Here is a 21,066-nt window from a genome sequence, read left to right as displayed (position 1 = left end):
ACCGGCGGCGCATGCACCACGTACATGCCCAGCGCGCCCGCGGGCAGCTTGGCGGCGAACTCGCTCCAGCGCCGCACGCCGAACGAGCTGATGCGCTCGACGCGCCCCAGGTCCAGCACCAGCAGCCCGTTCAGCTCGGCGCTGGTGGCGTTGAGGGGGAACGTCTCGTCGATGACGCCGGAGATCCGCACGTGGGTGATGGTGCCCACCCGGAGCCGGCTGATGTTCGCGTTGCTCACGTGGCTGTCCACCGGCCCTACCTCGATTCCTGACTGAACAGCAGCGACTTGGGCCGCGAGGCTCGACGCCGCGACTCGCCCAGGTCCACGACACTCACGACTCGCGATTGCAGGCCGGCCACCACGCGGACGGCCACCAGATCGCTGTGCTCCAGGATGCGACGCAGCCCCAGGCCCGCGCCGCCTCCCGCCGAGTCCACCCGCACCTTGCCACCCCACCCTTCCAACGCCCGGACGTACGGCGCCGGCGTGAGCCGCCCGAAGCGGTCCACCGCCTCCAGCCAGATGCGCCCCCCCTGCGTCGCATAGGCCAGCTCACAGGCGTCCTCCGGGGCCACTTCCTGCACCTCGGTGCGCCGATGCGCGTACCGCGCGTGCCCGTCCGCATCCACCGGCGCGTCGAGCAGCGCGTTCGCCGCCAGCTCATGCACCACGTCCGCCGCCAGGGCCGCCGCCGTCCGCGAGCCCCCGGCCTCTCCGACCGCCACCGCCGCCGCCGCCGCCGCGACGCCAATCTCCGTCACGCGCCGCAGCGTGTGTCGCGTCACCTCGGCCCCTTCGGGCAGAAGCGGCGCGCCCCGCAGCAGCGCGCCCAGCACCCCGGCCTCCCACACGGACGGCATCCCGGAAGACTCTCGCAGCGCCAACATCAGCGCGGGGACGTCTCGCGCCAGCAGCGCCGCGTGCTCCGCGCGCAGCAGCCCGTCGAAGAGCACGAGCCGCCGCGTGGCGCCCACCGGGGCGGCCACGCCCTCGAGCGACACGCCGCCCCGTGCGAGCACGGGGACAGCCTGCGCCAGCAACGCGGGAGAGAGGGACTCATCCGGAATCAACAAGATGCCGCCTGCCTGCGGTGGGAAACGGGATGCACGATCTAGTAGCGCACCTTGAGTTCGCTGAACACCGCCAGGGGCGGTGCCGGGAACCCATGGGACTCCTCGTACTTGGCGTTGAAGAGATTGGTTCCCAACAGTGACACGGAGATGCCGTCGTGGATGTTGACACCGAGCCGAGCGCTGGCCGTGACGTAGCCCGCCAGCCGCACGCGGGAGGTGGCCAGCCCCGTGGTGGGGTCCACGTTGAAGCCCGGGTCGAACCGGGGGCCCACGACGAGCGCGTACAGCTCCGCGAACGCCGCCTTGCCGATGTTCGTGCGTCCGCGCAGGTACAGCCGGTGGCTGGGCGCGTAGTCCAGGGTGGACTTCTCCCCGTCGCCGTAGGGCACCGCCTTCGCATCCAGGAACTGATAGGCGATGTCGAAGGACGAGTTGAGCGCCGGCACCTGCGCGGCCGCCTCCAGCTCCGCGCCGGCCACGTCCGCGTTGCCGATGTTGCGGAACTGCGACACCGAGCCGAACACCAGCTCCTGGTTGATGAAGTTCTTCGCGCGGTTGAAGAAGCCCGTGCCCGTCAGGCGCACCCGTCGGTCGAAGGGCCAGAAGTCCACCGCCGCCTCGAAGGTGTCCAACGTCTCGGCGCGCAGGTCCGCGTTGCCCACCAGCGTGGCCGCGTACATCTGCTGGTTGATGGCCAGCTCCGCCAGCGTGGGCGCGCGGAAGGCGCGGCCGTAGTTGGTGCGCACGGTGAGCAGCTCGGGGATCGCATGGAACACCACGCTGGCGCGCGGTGACACCTGGTCCGTGCGCGCGCGCCAGACGTTCTCCGGAATCTGGTAGCGGTCGTAGCGAGCGCCCGCGCTGAGCACCAGCCGGCTCATCGGCCGGTACTCCGCGTCCACGAAGCCACCGAGGATGGTCTGCCGCGTGTCGTCCATCGTCAGGGTGGGCAGGACGTTGGGGTTGTTCACCACGTCGTTCTTCACGTCACCGCCGAACGTGACGTTGAGGTCGCCCAACGAGAACAGCGCGCGCGCCTCGCCCCCGAGCCGGCGACGCTTGCCCAGCGCCCGCGTGGGGTCGCTGTCGAAGGCGCTCTCCAGCGTCACGTCGCGGCGCTTGAAGAAGGCATAGGCCTGGGCGAACAGGCGCAGGTTCTCCGTCACCTGCTGATCCACCTGGGCCGCCGCGTTCACGTTCTGCGCGCGCTCGGTGTCGTCCGGCGTGTAGTGGCACCGACCGCAGTTGCCCACGGTGGAGATGTTGGTGCCGCCCGGACGTCCCAGCTTCGCATCCGTGTAGGCCGCGTCGAGCGACACCGGCCCCACCTTCACCTTGCCGCTGACCTGATGCACCAGCGAGTCCTCGTTGGTGTCCACCTGGCCCGTGCGCGAGTCATTGAAGAGCTGCGGACCATCCGAGCCGTACCCGTAGTACCCGAGCAGCGCCTCCACCGGCCCGCCCTTGCCCGCCACGTTGGCCTGCACGCGCCACGTCTTGTCCTGTCCCGCCAGCACGCGCGCGTCCATGCCCACGTTGCGTCCCTCGGGGATGAGGTCCGAGGGCTGCCGCTCGATGAGGTTGATGACGCCGCTGAACGCGTTGGAGCCGTAGAGCGAGGAACCCGGGCCGCGGATGACCTCCACCTGCTTGAGGTTGGTCATCGGCGTCGTCTCGTCCGCGTAGAACTGGCCCGTCCACGGGTCCGTCAGCGGCCGGCCGTCCTTCAGCAACAAGAGGCGGTTGGAGAGGTAGTTGGAGCCCAGGCCGCGCGAGCTGACCGCGGCCTTGCGCATGGAGCCCCGCCGGCACTCCATGCCGGGGAAGTACTGGATGGCCTCGCACAGCGAGAACTGGCCGGTGCCCTCCAGCTCCTCGGCCGGAATCCACGACACCGTGAGGGGCACGTCCGAGATGCGCTGCTTGCGCTTGGAGGCCGTCGTGACGATGGCCTCGCTCTGCATGCGGCTGACCGACTCCTCCAGGGAGGAGGCACCCGCGAGCGGATCCGGCCCGTCCAACCCCGCCAGACCCGCGGGCGGAGGCATGGGGCGATCCATCGTCGGCTGCGAGAACGGCGCGCTCGCCGGGACGTTGTCGTGCACGGGCGCCGCATGGGCCGGCGCCGTGGCCGTGGCCGGAACCGTGGCGGGCGCGTCCAGCGGCAACGAGCCAGTCGCCGGCACCACCGCGGGCGCCACGCCCGTGCCGGAGACAGGCTCCAGCGAGGGCGAGCCCGGCGAGGCCACCGGCAGAGGCTCGGAGCCCACCGAGCGATGCGGCTCGGTCGCGGGCGGAACAGGAGGCGTCTCGCTGGCGAAGGGGTCGTCCGTGGACGGGCCACCGCTGAGCGACGGCGCCGGATCCACCGACGTGGCCGGCGAGACGGCACCCGGCGTGCCCTTGGCGCCCTTGCGGGACTTGGCCACGCGCGGCTTCGACGGGTCCCTCGGCACGCGAGGCACCGCGGTCTTGCCCTCCTTCGCGGCCTTGGGGTCCTTCGCGACCTTGGCGTCCTTCGCGGTCCGCTTCTTCGCGGTCCGGCTCGTCGGCGCCTTCGTCGTCGCGGTCTGGGCGGACGCGCTCGCCGAGGTGAGGGCCAGCAGCGCCCCCATCACCAGGGAGAAGCACAGGCGCGCCGTCCGCCGCCCAGGGAAGTCCTTCGCCGCGGCACGCCGCGGTCCACCGTACTCAGTCGAGTGCATCGTTCTCAATTCCACGGGTGCAAGCTGGGAGAGCCGTGGTCCTGGACGTCCGGTTGGCAACGGGCGCGTCCCCGACTTATCCGGGAATTCCTCGTTCAAGCGAAGAACGCTCCTGTTGTGGTTTTGACGGTACCGCAGAAAATCCGCTCGGGCCAAGTCGCGGCTCTCAAGCTCTGACATTTTGAAAGTCGAGCCACGCTCCGGTGCGCGTGGACGCAGGGCGTCAGTCATCGGGCTGTTCCGCGGTGACGGCGAGGTCCTGGGTGAAGGGCGGGAGCGCAGGCCCCAGTTCGTCGGACTTCACGAGCACGGGGGCACTCACGCGCAGCTCGGGTGACTCCGCGAAGACGGGCTGGCGCCGGGGCGGCCCCTGCGCGACGAGCTTGCGGAAGTCGTCGAACTCCTTGCCCTGGATGGGGAGGAACGCGTCGAACGGGGCCACCGCGCCCACGCTCCCCAGCGTGCCCCGAAGCGCCTCCGCGCCGCCCTTGAGGTCCACCAGCACCGCGCCGGGAATCCGGCCGCTGCGGAACAGGACGCGCACGTCCTTGGAGACGTGGGACACGGGCACGAGCGCGGCCTCGGCGCCCTTGGCCTCCAGCATCTTCAGGGCGGACTCGACGTTGGGGACGGGCACCAGCTTGAAGTGCTTCTGCGCATCCAGGTCGCCGCCGAGGACGACGTGCGAGACGAACTTCGGATCCGCGGGGCCCGCGCCCTTCACCAGCGCGAGGCGCTTTCCGGCCAGGTCCTTCACGGTCCCCTTCTGGAGCGCCACGATGGCCCAGCGCTGCTGCGTCTCACCCGCGCGCGAGGCATAGGCCACGGGCACCGCGCGCGCGCCCAGCTGCGCGGCGGCCCACGCGTCCACCACCGCGAACTCCAGCAGTCCCTCGCTCACGGCGCGGGCGAAGTCCTCGTAGCGACCGAAGCTCTTGGCCGCCACGGGGCGCCCGAGCTGGGCCTCCAGCTTGGATGCCAGCGCCTCCGCGTACTGGAAGCGCTCCTGGCCATCCGAGAGCGTGGTGGCCAGGAAGACGCCCAAGGTGGACTTCTTGGGGGCGGCGGACGCGGGCGTCGCCAGCGTGCCGAGGACGAGCGCGCCCACGAGGGCGACGAAGTGATGGGCCTTCATGGGGTCTCCTCCGCGGCGGCCTCGGCCGGCGCACCGCTCGCGGACTCCGCCAGCCCGTACAGGCCCTGGAGCCGCTCCTTCCACTCGCGCACCTGAGCCGCGCGGGCACCCTGCCCCGAGGCCAGATAGCGGCGCCACGCGTCCACGGCCTCGGCCGGCTCGTGGCGGCGCTCCTGCGCGTCGATGCCCAGGTTGAGCGAGGCCGTGGCCACGGTGGGCTCCAGCCGCTTCCACACGGTGAGCGCCTCGGCCGCGCGGCCCTTGCGCCAGTCGACGCAGGCCAGGTTGTGCTGCACGAGCGCGTCCTCGGGCTCCGTGGCGAGCGCGGCGCGCAGGGCCTTCTCCGCGCCCTTCATGTTGCCCGTGCCATACGCCAGCGAGGCCTCGCGGCGCAGCAGCGCGCCGGTGAGCGAGGCCACCCACTTGGGCTGCCCGGGCATGGGCTTCTTCGCGGCGCCCGTCACCAGCTTGCGCGCGGCGGGCACCTTGCCCTGGCGATACAGCACCCACGCCTCCGCCAGGGGCCGCGTGTTGGGCCACGCCCAGCGCTGCGCCGGAGCCAAGGCGCGCTTCAGGCCCGCGCTGGCGTCCGCGTAGCGTCCCTCCTCGGCGCGGGCGAGCGCTCGGACGAACTGCGCGAGCTTCGCGAGGTCCGCGCGCTTGCCGGTGCCCACCCGGTCCACGGCATCCAGGTCGCGGTTCGCGCTCGCCGCGTCTCCGGCTTCCAGCCGGCTCAGGGCCCGGCGCACCAGCACGCGCGGCAGGTTGGCCTCGGCCACCTGCGACGCGGCCTTGGACGGGCCCACCGCGGACAGCCGCTGCACGGCCGCGTCGACTTGCCCCAGCTCCACCTCGGCCAGCGCCGCGCCCACCGAGGCCTCGGCCTGCTCATCCGGCTCCTCGGTGGCCTTGCCCGCCTGCGTAAACGCATCGAGCGAGGCCTGCGCGTCCATCGCACCGAGCCGCGCGTAGCCCAGCAGCAGGTGGTCGCGCCACGTCGCGCCGGGGAGCGCCACGCCCGACTCCAGCGTCTTGCGCGCGTCCGCGTACTGGCGCGCATCGAGCTGCGCGGCCCCCAGTCGCCGAGCCGTCGCGCTCGAGTGGTCCAGGTCGAACGCGCGCTTCAGGTCGCGAACGGCGTCATCCAGCCGCGACGCCTCCGCGCGGTCTCTCGCCCGATGCGCCAGCGCGCGCGCCAGCCACAGCTTGGCCCCCGCGTGGTCGGGCTCCAGCTGCAGCGCGTTCGCGTAGTCGTCGATGCACTGGTCCCACTGGCCGGTGGCGAAGTGGTCCGCGCCCAGGAGCACCCAGCCCAGCGCGCGACGCGGCACCATCTCCACCACGCGCCGGTGCACCTCCACCGCGCGCTGGAACCGACCCGCGCGCCGGTTCACCGAGCCGAGCGTCGACCACAGTTCCAGGCTGTTGCCACCCGCCTGCACCGCGGCCTCCAGGAACTGGATGGCCTCCTCGTGACGGCCCTGCGCCTGGAGCGACTTGCCCACGGCGATCTGTCCCAGCACCAGTCCGGGCTGAAGCGTCAGCACCTGACGGAACTCGGTCTCCGCCTGCGCGGGCTGCTTCTGCGCGAGCCGCACGTCGCCCAACAGCAGGTGCGCCGCGGGCGTGTTGCCCAGCTTCACGAGCGCCAGCGCCTGGGCCTCGGCGCGGGGCACCTCCCCTCCCGCCAGATAGAGCCGGCCCAGCCGCTCTTTGGGCTCGGGCGCGGTCGGGAACTTCGGCGCCAGCCGCTCCAACAGCGCGAGGGACTCCGGCAGCCGGCCCTCCAGCTCCAGCACCGAGGCCAGCCCCAATTGCAGGGAGACCGCCTCGGGGCGCCCGGCCTGGGCCTTCTCGAACGAGGCGCGCGCCTGCGCCGCATCCTTGCGCAGCAGGTGCGCGCGGCCCAGGAGCTCCTGGACCTGGAAGTCGTTGGCCGCGAGCTTCTCCGGGCGCAGCGCCAGGTAGCGCTGGAGCCGCGTCACCGCGCGATCTCCGTCCTGCGCGTAGAGGTAGTAGCTGGCCAGGTAGTAGTGGACGATGAGCTGCTCGGGCTGGTCGGCGGCCGCCACCTTCTCCAATACCGGCACGGCCTCGGGGAAGCGGCGCAGCTTGAAGTACGCCACGCCCAGCGGATACGCGAGCGACAGCTCCTCCGGGTGCGCCGCGTACACCGGCTGCACGCGGTCCACCGTGCGCTGGAAGTCCTGGAGCGCGTTGGCCGCGTCGCCCACACCCGCCGCGGCGGCCACGGACTGGGGCTCGGCCGCGAGCGCCTGCTCATAGAGCTGGAGCGCCTTGCGGAACTTCTCCTCGGCGCCCTTCTTGTCACCCGAGGCGCTGGCGGCGTTGGCGGACACCTGGGCGGACTCGCCCTGGCGCACCAGTCGCTGGGACTCGGACATGGGCGGCTCGCGGTACTGCGCGAGCGCGGGAGGCGCGGCCAGCGCGGCCAGGAGCACGAGCGCGGCGGCGGGGCGCGAGGAAGCGGAACGTGGGCGCATGCGGGTCGTCACGGCGGGTCAGGTGGCGGGGCTGAACTCGGCGACGACGACGGTGATGTCGTCGCGCTGCGGCTGTCCGGCGCTATAGGCCCGCACATCCGCGAGCAGGGCATCGCGCAGCGCCTCGATGGAGAGGTGCGCGTGGGCCTGCACCGCGGCGGCGAGCCGCTGGGTGCCATAGAGGCGGTTGGCGCCATCGCGCGCCTCGGTGAGGCCGTCCGTGAACCAGACGGCGATGTCCCCGGGCCGAAGCTGCGCCTGGCGAGAGGTGAACTGGGACGCGACGTTGGCGCCCAGGAGCGGGCCGCGCGCGGGCAGCGACGCGACCTGTCCGCTGTGGCGGTTGTAGACGACGGGGCTGGGGTGACCGCCGGCCGCGTAGTCGATGACGCCGTTGCGCGTGTCGATGACGGCCAGGGCGCTGGACATCTGGTGCTCGCCCCGGCCCACGTTGGCCAGGGTGACGTTGAGCGCGGTGATGAGCATCTGCGCGTTCACCTGCGAGGGCTCGCGCAGCGTCATGGCGGAGGCGAAGCCGCTGGTCGCGCTCGTGGCCACCAACGACGTGGACAGGCCGTGGCCCGTCACGTCGCCCACGCCAATCACCACGCGGACCTCGTCCAGCGCGGCGCGGAACCACCAGTCGCCACCGCACGCGTCCGCGGGCACCACCAGCCCGGCGATGCGCACCGCGCCCACCTGCACCGCGTCGCGGCCGGGCAGCAGCGTCTCCTGCACCGTGCGCGCGAGCGACACTTCGCGCTCCAGCTGAGCCTTGGCGCGCACGTCGTCCAGGAGCACCTTGATGCGCTCGGCCATGTGGTTGAACACCACGCCGAGCGTGGTCACCTCACGGCCCGCGCCCCGAGCCACGCTGGCGCGGGCGCTGAGGTCTCCGGCGGCCAGCTGCATCACGCGCCGGGTGAGCACGCCCAGCGGCCGGGTGATGCGGCGGCTCTGCACCGCCACCAGCACGCCGGCGAGCAGCACGAAGCCCAGGCCCAGGCCCAGCATGCGCACGGTGTTGGCGCGCACCGTGGCGCGCTTGCTCTCCTCCAATGCCTGGAGCTGCTTCTGGAGCTGCTCCAGCGAGTAGCTGATGACGACCACGCCCTTGCCGCTCTGCGAGCCGTAGTCGAGCGGCTCCTGGAACTCGAAGACGGGCTGGCCCTGGAAGAAGGCGCTGGCCCAGCGGCGCTCGGTGGAGCGACCCGCCGAGGCGGTCCCCAGCTTCGCGTCCGCGTCGCTGTCCGCCACGAGCAGACCGTCCGCGTCGAACATCTGCACGCGGAGGATGTTGCGGTTGTCCGCGATGATGGAGCGCGCCACCTCGGTGAGGAAGGCGTAGTTGTTGTCGCGCAGGCTGGTGGCGCTGGTGAGCGCCAGGGTGTGGCTCACCGTCTGGCCGAGCTCTCGGGCCTGCTCCTGGAGGCGCTGGGTGAAGCGGCTGGAGGTCTCCTCGAACTGCGCCTGCGTGGACACCGCGGACAGTCCCGCCAGGAGCCCGACGATGAGCACCACCAGCGCGCCGGTGGTGAGGAGCAGGAGCTGATCCAACCGGAGCCCCTTGATGGCCGCCACGTTGGGCAGCTCACCCGCCTCCAGCGGCGCGAGCAGCGTGCCCGTCGCCTCCTGAGCGAGCCCCAGGTTGCCCGTCAGGCGGGTCGCCGTGGAGTCTCCGCGCGTGGCGGTGATCTCACGCGAGTGCGTGCCGGTCTGGCCCGGAATGGCGACAGACGTGGGCACGGGCGCGGTGCCGGAAACGTTGTCGGACTCCGACTCGGAGTCAGGGTGCGGATTCGGTCTGGACACAGCGCACCTGGGAGAGCCGCGCGGGCGCGGGAGGCGGGCAAGGAAGCGCCGGGACTCTAGCGCACTTCGCGCGCGACGCGAGCGCATGTGGCTCACGAAGCAAGGACCTGCCGCGTGCGGCTACCATGGGTCCTGAATGCCGCCCCACTTCCGCGTGCTCGGGTTCCCCGTCCGCGTCCACTTCCTCTTCGCGCTGACGGCCCTGGGCATCGGCTGGGCGATGGGAGAGTCCGGCCTCTTCCTGGCGACCTGGCTCGCGGTCGCCTTCGTCGGCGTGCTCGCCCACGAGCTGGGCCATGCCCTCGCCCTTCGGCGCCTGGGCCATCCCGCGAGCATCGCCCTGCATTGCCTGGGCGGGACGACCTCGGCCGGCAACACGGGCCGGCTGACGCACGGGCGGGCGGCCTGGGTCAGCCTCGCGGGCCCGCTGATGGGGCTCACGCTGGGCGGCCTCATCTGGGGACTGACGCGCGCCTGGCCTCTGCCGGCGGGCGGTACGGCCGAGCACGTGGCGTGGCAGCTCCGAGCGGTCCTCTTCGGCTGGAGCGCCCTCAACCTGCTGCCCCTGTGGCCCCTGGACGGCGCGGACACCTTGGCCTCGCTCGTGGCGAAGCGCACCGGCGCCCCGCACCCGCGAGCCGTGGCGGTGGTGGGCTTCGTCGTCGCGACGGGGCTCTTCGTCGTCGCGCTGGCGTGGCCCGCGCACTGGCTCGCCCCGCTGGCGGTCCTCGCGGCGGCGGTGCATGTGGCGCGAGCCTTCCGACTGCGGCGCGTGCCCGGGCCCTCGTGGACAGCGCCCGCCGACTCGGCGCCCGCCTTCCGCCGCGCCGGGCTCCGTCCCGTGAAACCACCCGACCGGCGGGCCCCCGATGCGGACGCGCTGGGCACCTTGCTCGGAAGCCTGCCGGGCGCTCGCGCGACCGGGCGCGGACGACGCGATGCGGCGCGCTCCCTCTCGCTCCCGGATGACGGGCCCGAGCCGCCCCCCGACGCGGGCTTCGTGGGGAGCCTGCTGCTGGAGGGAGGGCTGGCCACGCTGGCGGTACGCCCCCTGCGAGAGGCCTTCACGCGGGCCCCCTCGCCCAGCGGCGGGCATGCGCTGGTGTCGGCGCTGCTCGCCTCCGGAGGGCTCGCCGAGGTGGAGGCCCTCCTCCGGGGCGCCCACGTCGAGCACCTGACGGACGCGACGCTCGGGGAGATTGTCCGCCACGCGGACTCCGTCGGAGCGTCCGGGCTGGCCCAGCGGGCCAGGGACGTCGCCGCGGCTCGGACTCCTAAGAAGAATGAGACACGCTGATTGCCGCGCCGCGCCACGGATGATGACCGCCCGACGCACGGGCATGCAGCCCTTCAGCGCGCTTGAGCGGACGGGCCACGTTCGGGTTATAGGGGCATCCCATTTCAGCCTTCAGCCAGAGGATGTCGCGCGTGTCCCGACCCCGACTGATCAAAGAAGCCTCCGCGCCGCTCCCGCTCGATCGGGAGCTGCTCATTCGCATCCATGACCTGATGGTCAAGGCACGCGTGCTCGAAGAGCGCCTCATCCAGATGTACAAGCAGGGCCACGGCTACTTCTGGATCGGCGGCCCCGGTGAGGAGGCGTTCAACGTCCCCCTCGGGCTCCTCATGAAGGTGGGCCAGGGTCCGGCCTACGACTTCCTGCACGCGCACTACCGTCAGTCCGCCACGCTGCTCGCCATGGGCGAGGAGCCCATCGGGGCGCTGCGGCAGATGAAGAACACGGCGTCGGACCCCTACTCCGGCGGCCGCAACTTCGCGGGCCACTTCTCCATCCGCGCCAAGAACGTGGTGCCGGTCTCCTCGCCCATCGAGGTCCAGTACGCGATGGCCCCGGGAACGGCGCTGGCCCAGAAGCGCCTGGGCGGCGACAGCATCACCATCGTCACGGGCGGAGACGCGGGCACGGCCGAGGGCGACTTCGCCTCGTGCCTCGTGTGGTGCAGCCGCCCCGCCGAGCCGCTGCCGGTGCTGATGATCGTCACCAACAACAAGTGGGGCATCTCCACGAGCGGAGCGGAGCAGCACGGCGAGCAGCGCGTGGCCGACCGCGGCCGGGCCTTTGGCATCCAGTGCAAGACCATCAACGGGAATGACCCGGTGGAGGCCTACCAGGAGCTGAAGGAGGCCATGGCCTACGTGCGCAAGGAGCGCCGGCCCTTCCTGCTGGAGGCCAACGTGTCGCGCCTCTACGGACACTCGTCCGCGTCCGGCGCCAACCTGGTGACCGAAGAGGTGGACTGCCTCAAGCAGTTCGAGGCGCGCCTGGAGCAGGACGGCGTCCTCACGCGCCAGCAGATGGACGACACGCGCAACCGCTACGCCGAGGACATGGCCGCTGCCGCGCGCCTGGTGCGCGACGAGCCGCTGCCCGCCCCCGAGACCATCTGGAACCACATCTACGCGGAGAAGAAATAACCATGGCCAACATGGCACAGGCCATCCGCATGGCCCTGCACTACGCCGAGGAGAACCTGGGCGTCACGGACATCTTCGGCGAGGACGTGGGCGCGCCCCTGGGCGGCGTCTTCACGTGCACGCAAGGCCTGAAGACGGCGTGGAACAGCCCGCTGGACGAGCGCGGCATCATCGGCATGGCCATGGGATTGGCCATGGCGGGCTCGCGCCCCGTCGCGGAGATCCAGTTCTGCGACTACGTCTACAACACCATCGACTTGCTCAAGCTGGCGGGCAACACCTGCTGGGCGAGCAACGGCGACTGGAACATGCCCATGGTGGTGCGCACGCCGGTAGGCAGCGGCATCCGCGGGTCGATGTACCACTCGCACTCGTTCGACGCGACGATGACGCACATCCCGGGCTGGAAGATCGTCATGCCCTCCACGCCGCTGGACGCGTACGGGCTGCTCATCTCCGCGTGCCAGGAGCCCAACCCCGTCATGTTCCTGGAGCCCAAGGCGCTCTTGCGCGTGAAGGGCGAGGAGCGCATCCCGGGCGAGCCCGACGATGACCGCGCGCTGTCGAAGATGATCGACGCGCCGCTCGGAGACCGCAGCCAGTGGCGGCCGCAGTGGCCGAACCTGGAGGCGTTCGCCATCCCCATCGGCAAGGGCAAGATTGTCCGCGAGGGCACGCAGCTCACCGTGGTGAGCTACGGCCGCACCCTGCCCCTGTGCGTGAAGGCCGCCGCCGCGCTCGCCGACGAGGGCATCAGCGCGGAGGTCATCGACCTGCGCTCGCTGTGGCCCTACGACTGGGAGATGATCCAGGCCTCCGTCCAGAAGACGGGCCGCGTGCTCTACGTCAACGAGGACACCGAGGTGACGAACTTCGGCGAGCACCTGGTGCGCCGCACCGTGGACGAGCTGTTCTACTCGCTGCTCGCGCCGCCCAAGCTGCTCGCGGGCAAGTTCATCCCCGGCATCGGTCTGGCGGACACGCTGGAGATGGCGTCGGTGCCGCAGCTGGGTGACATCACCGAGGCGATGCGCGCGCTCGCGGTGCAGCAGCCGTAAGCGTCGCACCTACACAATGATGTGCGGGCCGCCGTTCCTCTTTGGAGGTCCGGCGGCCCTGTCATTAGAATCCCAGGTCCCGTGTCCTCGCCCATCGTCCGCGCCACCCCCGTAGGTACCGAGGCCAACGCCTTCCGCATCCGCCGCGCGCGCCGGGGGGATGCCGAGGCCATGGCCCTGCTCCTCCGTGAGCTGGGCTATCCCCAGGGAACGGATCAGCAGACGGTCCACTGGGTCATCAGCCATCCGGAGATTGAAATCTTCGTGGCCGGTGACCCGCAGGACCGCCCCGTGGGCATGGTGTCGTTCTCCCACCGGCCCCAGCTGCGGCTGCGCGGGCGCGTGGCCACGGTGGACGAGCTGGTGGTGTCCGAGCCGTGGCGTCGCCGGGGCGTGGGACGGGCGCTGCTCGCGCAGGTGGTGGAGCGAGGCCGGGTGCTGAGCGTCAAGCAGCTCCAGCTCATCTCGCCGCTGGCCTCCACCCCGGAGACGCGCCAGTTCTACCAGGCGTGCGGCTTCAGCGAGATGGACTCGGGCGTGTTCCGCCACGCCGAGACGGAGACGCGCCGCTAGTCCGCGGTCGCGTGCCGATTCCGGGACGCACGCGTTCCCGCGCTCGGGAATCGGCGCCCCGCGCGGTGTTCAGCGAATACCTCCCCACACAAGGTGACACGATGCGCGGCACCATGCATCGACTCGTCACGGCGCTCCTCGTCTGCGGTGTCCCTTCCCTCGTGCTCGCGCAGGCTCCCGCGACGGAGCGGTGGGTCGTCACGACGGACCTCTGGGGCAACGCGCTCTACCAGGGCCTCACGTTGGAGCGCACGGGCAAGCGGCTGGGCGGCGAGCTCGACGGCGACACGCTGGAGGGCGAGCGCAGCGGCAATGACGTGCGCTTCGTCGTCACCGACGCGCAGCACGCGCGCGCGACCTATACCGGCAAGGTGAGCGGCGACACGCTTCGCGGCACCGCGGACCTGCCGGACTCCAATCACCCGAACGTCCGCGTGAAGCACGCCTTCAGCGCGCGGAGAATCCCCGAGCGCCCCGCCGGTCCTCCGCGCACGCACGACTTCAAGCCGACCAGCTACTCCAACGAGTTCTCCGCCACTCGCGAGCCGGTGCTCACGCTCTGGGCGGGCGACACGCTGCACACCACGACGCTCGACTCGGGCGGCGTGGACGAGCACGGCGTCACGCAGGCGCTCTTCGGAAATCCGCAGACGGGGCCGTTCTTCATCGCGGATGCGCGTCCCGGGGACACGCTCGTCATCCACCTGAAGCGCCTGAAGCTCAACCGGCGCTACGCGGACAGCCTGGACACCGTCGTCGGACGGGCGCTCACGCCGGCGCTGGCCGCCAAGGCGGTGGACCTGGGCAAGCCCGTGCGCTGGAAGCTGGACCTGGAGCGCGGCGTGGCGAGCCCCGAGACGCCGACGGAGCGCCTCAAGGACTTCACGGTGCCGCTGCGGCCCATGCTCGGAGGAGTCGCGGTGGCGCCGGGCTTTGGCCTGCCCGCCTTCTCCACCGGAGACACCAGCCGCTTCGGCGGGAACATGGACTTCAACGAGGTGGTGGAGGGCAACACCGTCTACCTCCCCGTCTTCCAGCCCGGCGCGCTGCTCTACTTCGGCGATGCCCACGCCGCGCAGGGCGACGGAGAGACGTCTCAGTACGCGCTGGAGACCTCGCTAGAGGTCGAGCTGACCGTGGACGTCGTGCACGGCAAGGCCGCGTCGATGCCGCGCGTGGAGTCGCCCACGCACCTCATGGTGCTGGGACAGGCGGGCTCCCTGGATGATGCCCTGCGCGCGGCGACGAGCGGCCTGACGCAGTGGCTGGAGCAGGACTACGGGCTGACGCTCTCGGAGAGCGCGCAGGTGCTGGGCAGCAGCGCGCAGTACGTCGTGGCCAACCTGGCGGGCCGCAGCGTGGGTGTCGTCGCGAAGCTCGACAAGGCGCGGCTCGCGACGCTCAAGCCCGTGGTGAAGTGAAGGCGCGCGGCCGTCAGGGAGTGACCCGTCATGCGACGACGGGTCACTCCGAGCGCCTTCAGCGCTTGAAGGACTGCAGCACGCGCGAGAGCCGAGCGTGGTCCTCGTCGCTCACGTCGGTGAAGCGCACGCCGATGGCCTCGGACTCATCCCGCACCCACGCGATGATGCCGGTGAGGTTGAACTCCTCGCCACCAATCACCATGGCCAACCGCACCTGCGCGCCCACGTCGTAGGCCTTGCGCGTGCGCAGGCACAGCCCGCCGGCCGACACGTTGAGCGAATAGGCACGCAGCGCACGCGCGGCGTCCTGCATCTGTTCGAACCGCACCTCGAACCGAGCGGCCACCCGCTCATCCGTGCGTCGGTTCGCATACGGATTCGGCTCCCCCGCCGCGTCCGGTGCATCCGCCTTCGTAGTCATGCGCACCCGCTACCCCCACGGTTCAAGCGGCAAGTGTCCGCTGGTTCCCAGGCCCGGTTCAAGAGCCCCCGGCGAATGGATTTCGTCGTGTAAGTCCCATCGGACCTCCACGCCAGGAGTTCTGAATGCGTGTGCATGCCGTGTTGTCGGGTGGTGCCCTCCTCGTGGCGCTCTGCGTGGCCGCGTGCTCGGGAGAGGTGGGAAGACGTCCACCGGTGGACTCGGGCCTGCCCTCCAGCCCCGGTCGCGACGGGGGCGATGGTGGACCCGCGCTCCCCGACGGAGGACCGAACACGACGCCCTCGGATTTCACGTGCAACGTGGCCAAGCAGGAAGGTTGTGGGGCCGGAACGACCTGCCTCTTCGCGCAGCTCGCGGATGGCGGCACGGGCAGCCGCTGCTTCGCGGGCGCGTGCGACGCCGTCCGGCAGGACTGCGCCTCGGGGCAACGCTGCACGTACGCAACGACGAGCGCCGGGGTCACGCAGCGGCAATGCGTGGCGGAGGGCACGGTGGACGAAGGGGGCGCGTGCACGATGTCGCCGGACGTGTCGGGCCCCTCGTTCGACACGTGCAAGAAGGGCCTGTTCTGCAAGGACGAGCCGCTCGCGGATGCAGGCACGGGCTTCTTCTGCCGCAGGCTCTGCGACGCCAACACGCAGTGCGGCGCGGGCGCGGAATGCAACACCGTGCTGCGACTGCAGGGCACCGTGGAGCTGCCGCTGGTGTGCGGCCCGCCCGCCAAGTCCTGCGATGCGCTGGGACAGGACTGCGCCGCGCCCCTCGCCTGCTATCCGTCCACCCTGGGGCCCGTCTGCGCGAGCCGCGGCACCTTGCCCGAGGGCGCCGCCTGCGACTTCAGCAACCAATGCGCCCCTGGCAGCACGTGTGTCCGCACGGGGACGGAACTCACGTGCCGACCGCTGTGTCGTTTTCCCACGGGAGCCCCCGCGTGTGCCTCGGGCACCTGCCGTCCCGTGGACAACAATCCCAACGTGGGCGCGTGCGTGCCCTAGTCCCAGACACCTCGGGCTGGGAACTGCGACGACCTCGCGGGACAACGGGCTTCCCCATGTGGGGTGCGCGGGCCCTCGCGCGCGCCCCACATCCGTCTGGCGGAGGAAACCTCTGTCGCCGAGATGGGCCGCGCCGCGCCGCGCCGTCCTTGGCAGTCCGCGTGCATCGGGACGCGCCGGGAGGTGGCGACATGGCGTGGAACAACAGGCTGATGGGAGTCGTGGGGACGCTCGGGCTGTTGGCTGCATGCGGCCTGGGAGGAGACACCTCGCGCGCGGAGTCCATCGCCGCGAGCCTGTCGTCGCGCACCTCGCAGGACGCGGCCCAGGCACCGCTGGAGCCCACTCCCGTGCTGGACTTGCGTGACGAGAAACACACCACGCCCCGGCCACCGCCCGCGCCGAAGCCCACGTTCCAGCCGGGCTTTCATCAGGCCCTGCGCGGCTCGATCGCCACGGATGGACTGACGACGTTCCGCCTGCGCCTGCGCGTGGGCCGTGCGGGTGACCGCGTGCGCATCACGTTCCGCGCGGGGGATGGCAACCTCACGCTCCAGCGCGCCTCCATCGCCCGAGCGGGAGACGACACCGGAGCGCTCGCCTCGGCGCCCGTGACCATCGCGTTCCGAGGCTCGGCGGGCTTCGCCACGGGGGCTCGCACGCTGGTGACGTCGGACCCCGTCGCGTTTCCGGTGACGGTGTCCGACGAAGTGATCATCTCGTTCGAGGCCCAGGGCAACGTGGCCGCGAGCACCATCGACGCCTTCCCCGGCAGCTTCGCGCGCGCCGGAGCGTTCGCGATGACCCAGGGGCCCCTGGGCGGAGCGCCGTGGGAGAAGGCCGTGGGCGTGGCCACGGTGGACGTGGAGGGACCGCCAGGACGCGCCTTCGTGGCCATCGGGGACAGCATCACCGAGGGCTACATGAGCAGCCACAGCGACACGCGCAAGGCGTGGCCGTCGCTGGCGGAGCAGCAGCTCGGCATCCCCGTGGTGAACTCGGGCGTGTCCGGCGAGGGCTTCTGGGACGCCCAGCTCAACCTCCAGCAGGAGGTGCTCTCGATGGAGGGCGTCACGGACTGCATCGTGCTCCTGGGCACCAATGACTTGAGCAGCGGCCTGAGCGTGGCGGAGCTGGAGGACCGGATGACGCGCATGCTCGACAGCCTGGAGCCCTTCTGTCGCCTCTGGGTGGGCACGCTGCTGCCCAAGGAGAAGACGCACTATGGCGACTACGGGCAGGTGAAGGCCCAACGCCACGCGCTCAACGCGTGGATCCGCCAGCTCTCGCGCGCGACGGTCATCGACCTGGAGGCCGTCACGCGCCAGCCCAGCAACCCGGACCTGTTCCTCCCCGGGCTCGCCGTGGACGGCATCCACCCGAGCGAGCAAGGCCACCAGGTGATGGCCGCCGAGGTGGTCCGCATGCTGCGCGCCAAGGGCGGCCTGTAAGCCTCAGCGCGCGCCGAGCACGCCGAACCGCCCGAGCACCTCGACCAGCGCGGGCGGAGCCAGCACCCAGTCCGTGCCCACGGCCAACCAGCGCACGGGCGCACCGTGCGCCGCCAGCCGCGCGTTCACCTCGGCGAGCAGCGGCGCGAAGGTGGGGCCCGGTGCCTCCCCGGAAGCCCGAGGCGCCTCGACCTCGACCGCGCCCGGCTCCACTCGGAACGCGGCCTTCCCCGCCACCGGATGCACCGCCAGCTCCGGCAGGTACCGGCGCGTCGCCCCCACCAGACGCTCCAGCAGCCCCGCGTCCTCGTAGGGATGCGTGCCGCCCCGGTCGAGGAAGGTCGGAAGCTGCGCCAGCAGCGCGTCCTCCAGCGGGTGCTCGCGGCTGTCGCGCCAGTGGTGCTCGGCGAGCGCCACGGCCTCGAAGGGCAGGTGCAGCTCCCAGCGCTCCAGCAGCGCGAGCAGCTCGCCCATCCGCTCCACCTCCGCGTAGGGCGGCGGCGCCTTCTGCACCCACGTCACCTCGGAGACGGTCCGCCCGCGGCGCAGGCCCTTCACCCGGTCCCCCACGCGCAGCTGATGCACCGAGGGACCGCCCGCCTCCGAGTCCGGATACAGCGAGGTGGGCACCGCCTCCCCGCCCTCCTCCGGCCGCAGCAGCGCGAAGCCGTGCTTCGCGTTCAGCTCCACCACCGTGAACGTCCCTGACGCCATCCCGTCGTCCACCTTCTCGAGCCCTAGCCCGTGTTCCGCATGCCCGCGGCGATGCCGTTGAGGGTCAGCAGCAGCGGGCGATCGACCTCCCCGCTCCCCTCACGCTTGCGCCGCAGCAGCTCCACTTGGAGGAAGGACATGGGGTCCACGTAGGGATTTCGCAACGAAATGCTGCGCTGGAGCTGCGGCATGTTGTCGAGCAGCCGCGCCTCGCCGGTCAGCCGCTTCACCTGCCGCCGGGTGCGCATGTACTCGGCGCGGATGGTGCGCCACAGCAGGCGCGTCTCCGGGGGAGCCAGCGCCGCGTAGCGCGACGCGATGGCCATGTCCGCCTTGGCCAGCACCATGGTGACGTTGTCGATGACGGATCGGAAGAAGGGCCACTCCCGATACATGCGCTGGGACAGGGCCGCGCCGCCAGGCCGCGCCGCCATGGCCTCGAGCGCCGTGCCCACGCCGTACCAGCCCGGGAGGATGGCGCGCGACTGCGTCCACGCGAAGCTCCAGGGGATCGCGCGCAGCGTCTCCAGTCCTCCCGCCTTGCGCTTGCTCGGGCGCGAACCGATGGGCAGCGCGGCGATCTCCTCCACGGGCGTGGCCGCCATGAAGAACGGCACGAAGCGCGGCTCGTCCCAGACCAGCGCCCGGTACGCGCGCCGCCCGTCCTCGGCCAACTGGTCGAACGCCTTGCGGTAGGTGGCCTCCTCGTCGGGCGGGGGCCGGGGCTGCGCATCGAGCGTGTGCAGCAGCACGCCGCCCAGCACCAACTCCAGCGTGCGCCGCGCCAGCTCCGGCCGCGCGTACTTGTGGTCCATGGCCTCGCCCTGCTCCGTGGCCTTGTACGCGCCCGCCACCGTGCCGGGCGGCAGCGCGAGGATGGCCGTCTGCGCCGGGCCCCCGCCGCGCGCCACCGTCTCGCCTCGGCCGTGGAACAGCCGCAGCGTGACGCCGTGCGCGCGCGCCACCTCGGTCAGCGCCACCTGCGCCCGGTACAGCGCCGCGCTCGCCGCCAGGAGCCCCACCTCCTTGCCCGAGTCGCTGTAGCCCACCATCACCTCCTGCACGCCCCGGGCGCGCAGGTGCTGGCGGTACACCGGGTTGGCGAAGAGCGCGCGCAGGACCTCCGGCCCCGCGTCCAGCGCCCCCAACTGCTCGAACAGCGGCACCACGTCCACCGTGGCGCACCCGCGCGCGTCGTCCCAGAGGCCCGCGCGCTTCGCGCACGCGAGCGCCGCCAGCACGTCCTCCGCGGTGCTGGCCATGCTGAGGATGAGCGTGCGGCACACCGCCTCGCTCCCCACCGCCTGCGCTTCCTTCAGGCGCTCCAGCACCGCCATCAATCGCGCGCCGCCCTCGCTCGCGGGCGGACCTCCCTCGGCGGCCCGCGTGGCGCTCACCGCGTCCTCGGCGGGGGCGCGGATCTCCAGCTCGGCCAGCCCCTGCCCCAGGGCTCGCACGCGCTCGTGCATGCGCCGCACCTCGCGCAGCCCCGCCTGGGCACCTCGGGCTTCGGCCAGGGAGCGCTCCAGCACGCCCAGGTCCGCCATCAAGGCCTCGGGCGAGTGGTACGCCGCCTCCGGCAGCCGCGCGTCCAGGCCCTGCCGCCGCGCCTCGACGAAGCGCAGCCCCCGCAGGAGCCGCTCCTCCATGAAGCGCAGCTTGCGCCGCCATGGCTCGCCCTCGGTGCGCGCGCCCTGGAGCTTCGCTACCTCGGGCAGCTCGCGCGCGTCGTCCGCCAGGGAGCGCTCCAGCGCCTCGCCCGGGTGCACGTGCCGCACGGACTGCGACAGCATGCCGCCCAGCCGCGCCACCTCGCGCAAGAGCAGCCGAAGGCCCCGGGCGTGGTGCGCGCGCAGCGTGTCCGCGAACACCTCGGGCGTCACCAGCGGGTTGCCATCCATGTCCCCGCCCACCCACGAGTGCACCCGCACCGGCGTGGCCACGGGCCCCAGCGGCTCGCCATAGGCGCGCTCGAAGGCCCACCCGAGCGACTCGGGCACCGCGCCCACCTCGTCCGCGAGCATCTCCTCCACGTACCAGAGGACGTTCTTCACCTCGTCGCCCACCGTGGGCCGCTCCCGCCGCAGCTCATCCGTCTGCCAGAGCGCGGTGATCTCCTCGCGCATGGCGGCCCGGTTCTCCGCGCGCTCGCGCGGCGTGAGGCGGCAGCGGTCCCGCGCTTCCAATAGCTGCGCCAGCCGGTACAGCTTCTCCAGCAGCGTGCGGCGCACGGCCTGCGTCGGGTGCGCGGTCAGCGTCAGCGTCACGCGCATCGCCTCCAGCGCCTCGCGCACCCGCTCCGGCGGCACGCCCGCGCGCTTCAGCTCGCGCATCGTCGCCTCCAGCGAGCCCCGCTGCGGACGCGTCACGCCCTCGCTCGCGTGGGCCCGCGCCCGGCGGATCCGGTGATGCTGCTCGGCCAGGTTGACGAGCTGGAAGTACACCGCGAAGGCTCGCAGCACCGGCTCGGCCTGGGACAGCGGCAGCCGCTGGAGCACCTGGGCCAGCTCGGCCGCCGCCGCCCGCCGCCCCTCCATCGGCCCGCGCCGCCGCTGGATGGCCAGGTGCCGCACCCGCTCCTCCAACTCGAAGAGCGCCGGCCCCTCCTGCTCCACCAGCACTTCACCCAACAGCCGGCCCAACAGCCGGACATCACGCCGCAACGGGGGATCCACGGGTCGAATGCGCGCCATACCGCCAGGCACCGTACCCCCTCGCCCTGTCGCCCGTGTCCCAAAACAC

General features: G+C 72.0%; 16 protein-coding genes. 7 read left to right on the top strand and 9 right to left on the bottom strand.

All coding sequences use genetic code 11. The annotated features are described in order from the left end of the window. The 6 genes from JGU66_25235 to JGU66_25210 form a co-directional block, all read right to left on the bottom strand. Positions 1-251, bottom strand: a 251-nt coding sequence (locus JGU66_25235; protein MBJ6764091.1) for a hypothetical protein, incomplete at its 3' end; no start/stop codon positions are given. 5 nt (positions 252-256) lie between these two features. Beyond that, complete coding sequence (locus tag JGU66_25230) at positions 257-1,072, bottom strand: hypothetical protein (protein ID MBJ6764090.1); 816 nt, start codon at positions 1,070-1,072, stop codon at positions 257-259. A gap of 41 nt (positions 1,073-1,113) precedes the next feature. After that, positions 1,114-3,780 carry a TonB-dependent receptor gene (locus JGU66_25225; protein MBJ6764089.1) on the bottom strand — a complete coding sequence of 889 codons (2,667 nt, stop codon included), beginning with the start codon at positions 3,778-3,780 and terminating at the stop codon, positions 1,114-1,116. 223 nt (positions 3,781-4,003) lie between these two features. After that, positions 4,004-4,915 (bottom strand): PhnD/SsuA/transferrin family substrate-binding protein, encoded by a 912-nt coding sequence (locus JGU66_25220; protein ID MBJ6764088.1) that lies wholly within the window; start codon positions 4,913-4,915, stop codon positions 4,004-4,006. Then, complete coding sequence (locus JGU66_25215) at positions 4,912-7,419, bottom strand: tetratricopeptide repeat protein (protein MBJ6764087.1); 2,508 nt, start codon at positions 7,417-7,419, stop codon at positions 4,912-4,914. Before JGU66_25215 ends, JGU66_25220 begins: the two co-directional genes overlap by 4 nt. Positions 7,420-7,437: 18 nt before the next feature. Continuing rightward, positions 7,438-9,165, bottom strand: a complete 1,728-nt coding sequence (locus JGU66_25210; protein ID MBJ6764086.1) for a SpoIIE family protein phosphatase — start codon at positions 9,163-9,165, stop codon at positions 7,438-7,440. Positions 9,166-9,367: 202 nt separating this feature from the next. Between JGU66_25210 and JGU66_25205 the strand changes: the two genes are divergently transcribed. The 5 genes from JGU66_25205 to JGU66_25185 all read left to right on the top strand — a co-directional run bounded on the left by JGU66_25205 (position 9,368) and on the right by JGU66_25185 (position 14,719). Further along, positions 9,368-10,528 carry a hypothetical protein gene (locus tag JGU66_25205; GenBank protein ID MBJ6764085.1) on the top strand — a complete coding sequence of 387 codons (1,161 nt, stop codon included), beginning with the start codon at positions 9,368-9,370 and terminating at the stop codon, positions 10,526-10,528. Between the two features lie 131 nt (positions 10,529-10,659). Beyond that, positions 10,660-11,667 (top strand): thiamine pyrophosphate-dependent dehydrogenase E1 component subunit alpha, encoded by a 1,008-nt coding sequence (locus JGU66_25200; protein MBJ6764084.1) that lies wholly within the window; start codon positions 10,660-10,662, stop codon positions 11,665-11,667. Positions 11,668-11,669: 2 nt separating this feature from the next. After that, the gene (locus JGU66_25195) at positions 11,670-12,725 is read left to right on the top strand and encodes an alpha-ketoacid dehydrogenase subunit beta (protein ID MBJ6764083.1); all 1,056 of its coding nucleotides are present in this window, start codon (positions 11,670-11,672) and stop codon (positions 12,723-12,725) included. A 171-nt stretch (positions 12,726-12,896) separates the two neighbouring features. Beyond that, complete coding sequence (locus tag JGU66_25190) at positions 12,897-13,298, top strand: GNAT family N-acetyltransferase (protein ID MBJ6764082.1); 402 nt, start codon at positions 12,897-12,899, stop codon at positions 13,296-13,298. 113 nt (positions 13,299-13,411) lie between these two features. Beyond that, a complete protein-coding gene (locus tag JGU66_25185; GenBank protein ID MBJ6764081.1) occupies positions 13,412-14,719 on the top strand; it encodes an acetamidase/formamidase family protein in 1,308 nt (435 codons plus the stop codon). 58 nt (positions 14,720-14,777) lie between these two features. On the opposite strand, the gene JGU66_25180 is transcribed toward JGU66_25185, so the two are convergent. Beyond that, entirely contained in the window at positions 14,778-15,143 is a 366-nt protein-coding gene (locus tag JGU66_25180) for a TIGR02266 family protein (protein ID MBJ6764080.1), read from the bottom strand. A 125-nt stretch (positions 15,144-15,268) separates the two neighbouring features. Here JGU66_25180 and JGU66_25175 point away from each other — a divergent pair, with 125 nt between their 5' ends. Together JGU66_25175 and JGU66_25170 are read left to right on the top strand one after the other, a co-directional pair. Beyond that, the gene (locus tag JGU66_25175) at positions 15,269-16,159 is read left to right on the top strand and encodes a hypothetical protein (protein MBJ6764079.1); all 891 of its coding nucleotides are present in this window, start codon (positions 15,269-15,271) and stop codon (positions 16,157-16,159) included. A gap of 212 nt (positions 16,160-16,371) precedes the next feature. Further along, the gene (locus JGU66_25170; GenBank protein MBJ6764078.1) at positions 16,372-17,610 is read left to right on the top strand and encodes an SGNH/GDSL hydrolase family protein; all 1,239 of its coding nucleotides are present in this window, start codon (positions 16,372-16,374) and stop codon (positions 17,608-17,610) included. A 3-nt stretch (positions 17,611-17,613) separates the two neighbouring features. On the opposite strand, the gene JGU66_25165 is transcribed toward JGU66_25170, so the two are convergent. Continuing rightward, the gene (locus tag JGU66_25165) at positions 17,614-18,324 is read right to left on the bottom strand and encodes a hypothetical protein (protein MBJ6764077.1); all 711 of its coding nucleotides are present in this window, start codon (positions 18,322-18,324) and stop codon (positions 17,614-17,616) included. A gap of 23 nt (positions 18,325-18,347) precedes the next feature. After that, the gene (locus JGU66_25160) at positions 18,348-21,017 is read right to left on the bottom strand and encodes a phosphoenolpyruvate carboxylase (protein ID MBJ6764076.1); all 2,670 of its coding nucleotides are present in this window, start codon (positions 21,015-21,017) and stop codon (positions 18,348-18,350) included. Positions 21,018-21,066: the final 49 nt, after the last annotated feature.

This window comes from Myxococcaceae bacterium JPH2 (assembly GCA_016458225.1).
GTDB lineage: Bacteria > Myxococcota > Myxococcia > Myxococcales > Myxococcaceae > Citreicoccus.
This window is presented reverse-complemented; position numbering and strand designations above follow the sequence as displayed.

Excerpts from the sequence above, each read along its gene's own strand:
- JGU66_25225 (MBJ6764089.1), bottom strand. The coding sequence starts at position 3,780 with ATGCACTCGACTGAGTACGGTGGACCGCGGCGTGCCGCGGCGAAGGAC.
- JGU66_25220 (MBJ6764088.1), bottom strand. The coding sequence starts at position 4,915 with ATGAAGGCCCATCACTTCGTCGCCCTCGTGGGCGCGCTCGTCCTCGGC.
- JGU66_25215 (MBJ6764087.1), bottom strand. The coding sequence starts at position 7,419 with ATGCGCCCACGTTCCGCTTCCTCGCGCCCCGCCGCCGCGCTCGTGCTC.
- JGU66_25205 (MBJ6764085.1), top strand. The coding sequence starts at position 9,368 with ATGCCGCCCCACTTCCGCGTGCTCGGGTTCCCCGTCCGCGTCCACTTC.
- JGU66_25195 (MBJ6764083.1), top strand. The coding sequence starts at position 11,670 with ATGGCCAACATGGCACAGGCCATCCGCATGGCCCTGCACTACGCCGAG.
- JGU66_25190 (MBJ6764082.1), top strand. The coding sequence starts at position 12,897 with ATGGCCCTGCTCCTCCGTGAGCTGGGCTATCCCCAGGGAACGGATCAG.
- JGU66_25185 (MBJ6764081.1), top strand. The coding sequence starts at position 13,412 with ATGCATCGACTCGTCACGGCGCTCCTCGTCTGCGGTGTCCCTTCCCTC.
- JGU66_25180 (MBJ6764080.1), bottom strand. The coding sequence starts at position 15,143 with ATGACTACGAAGGCGGATGCACCGGACGCGGCGGGGGAGCCGAATCCG.
- JGU66_25175 (MBJ6764079.1), top strand. The coding sequence starts at position 15,269 with ATGCGTGTGCATGCCGTGTTGTCGGGTGGTGCCCTCCTCGTGGCGCTC.
- JGU66_25170 (MBJ6764078.1), top strand. The coding sequence starts at position 16,372 with ATGGGAGTCGTGGGGACGCTCGGGCTGTTGGCTGCATGCGGCCTGGGA.
- JGU66_25165 (MBJ6764077.1), bottom strand. The coding sequence starts at position 18,324 with ATGGCGTCAGGGACGTTCACGGTGGTGGAGCTGAACGCGAAGCACGGC.
- JGU66_25160 (MBJ6764076.1), bottom strand. The coding sequence starts at position 21,017 with ATGGCGCGCATTCGACCCGTGGATCCCCCGTTGCGGCGTGATGTCCGG.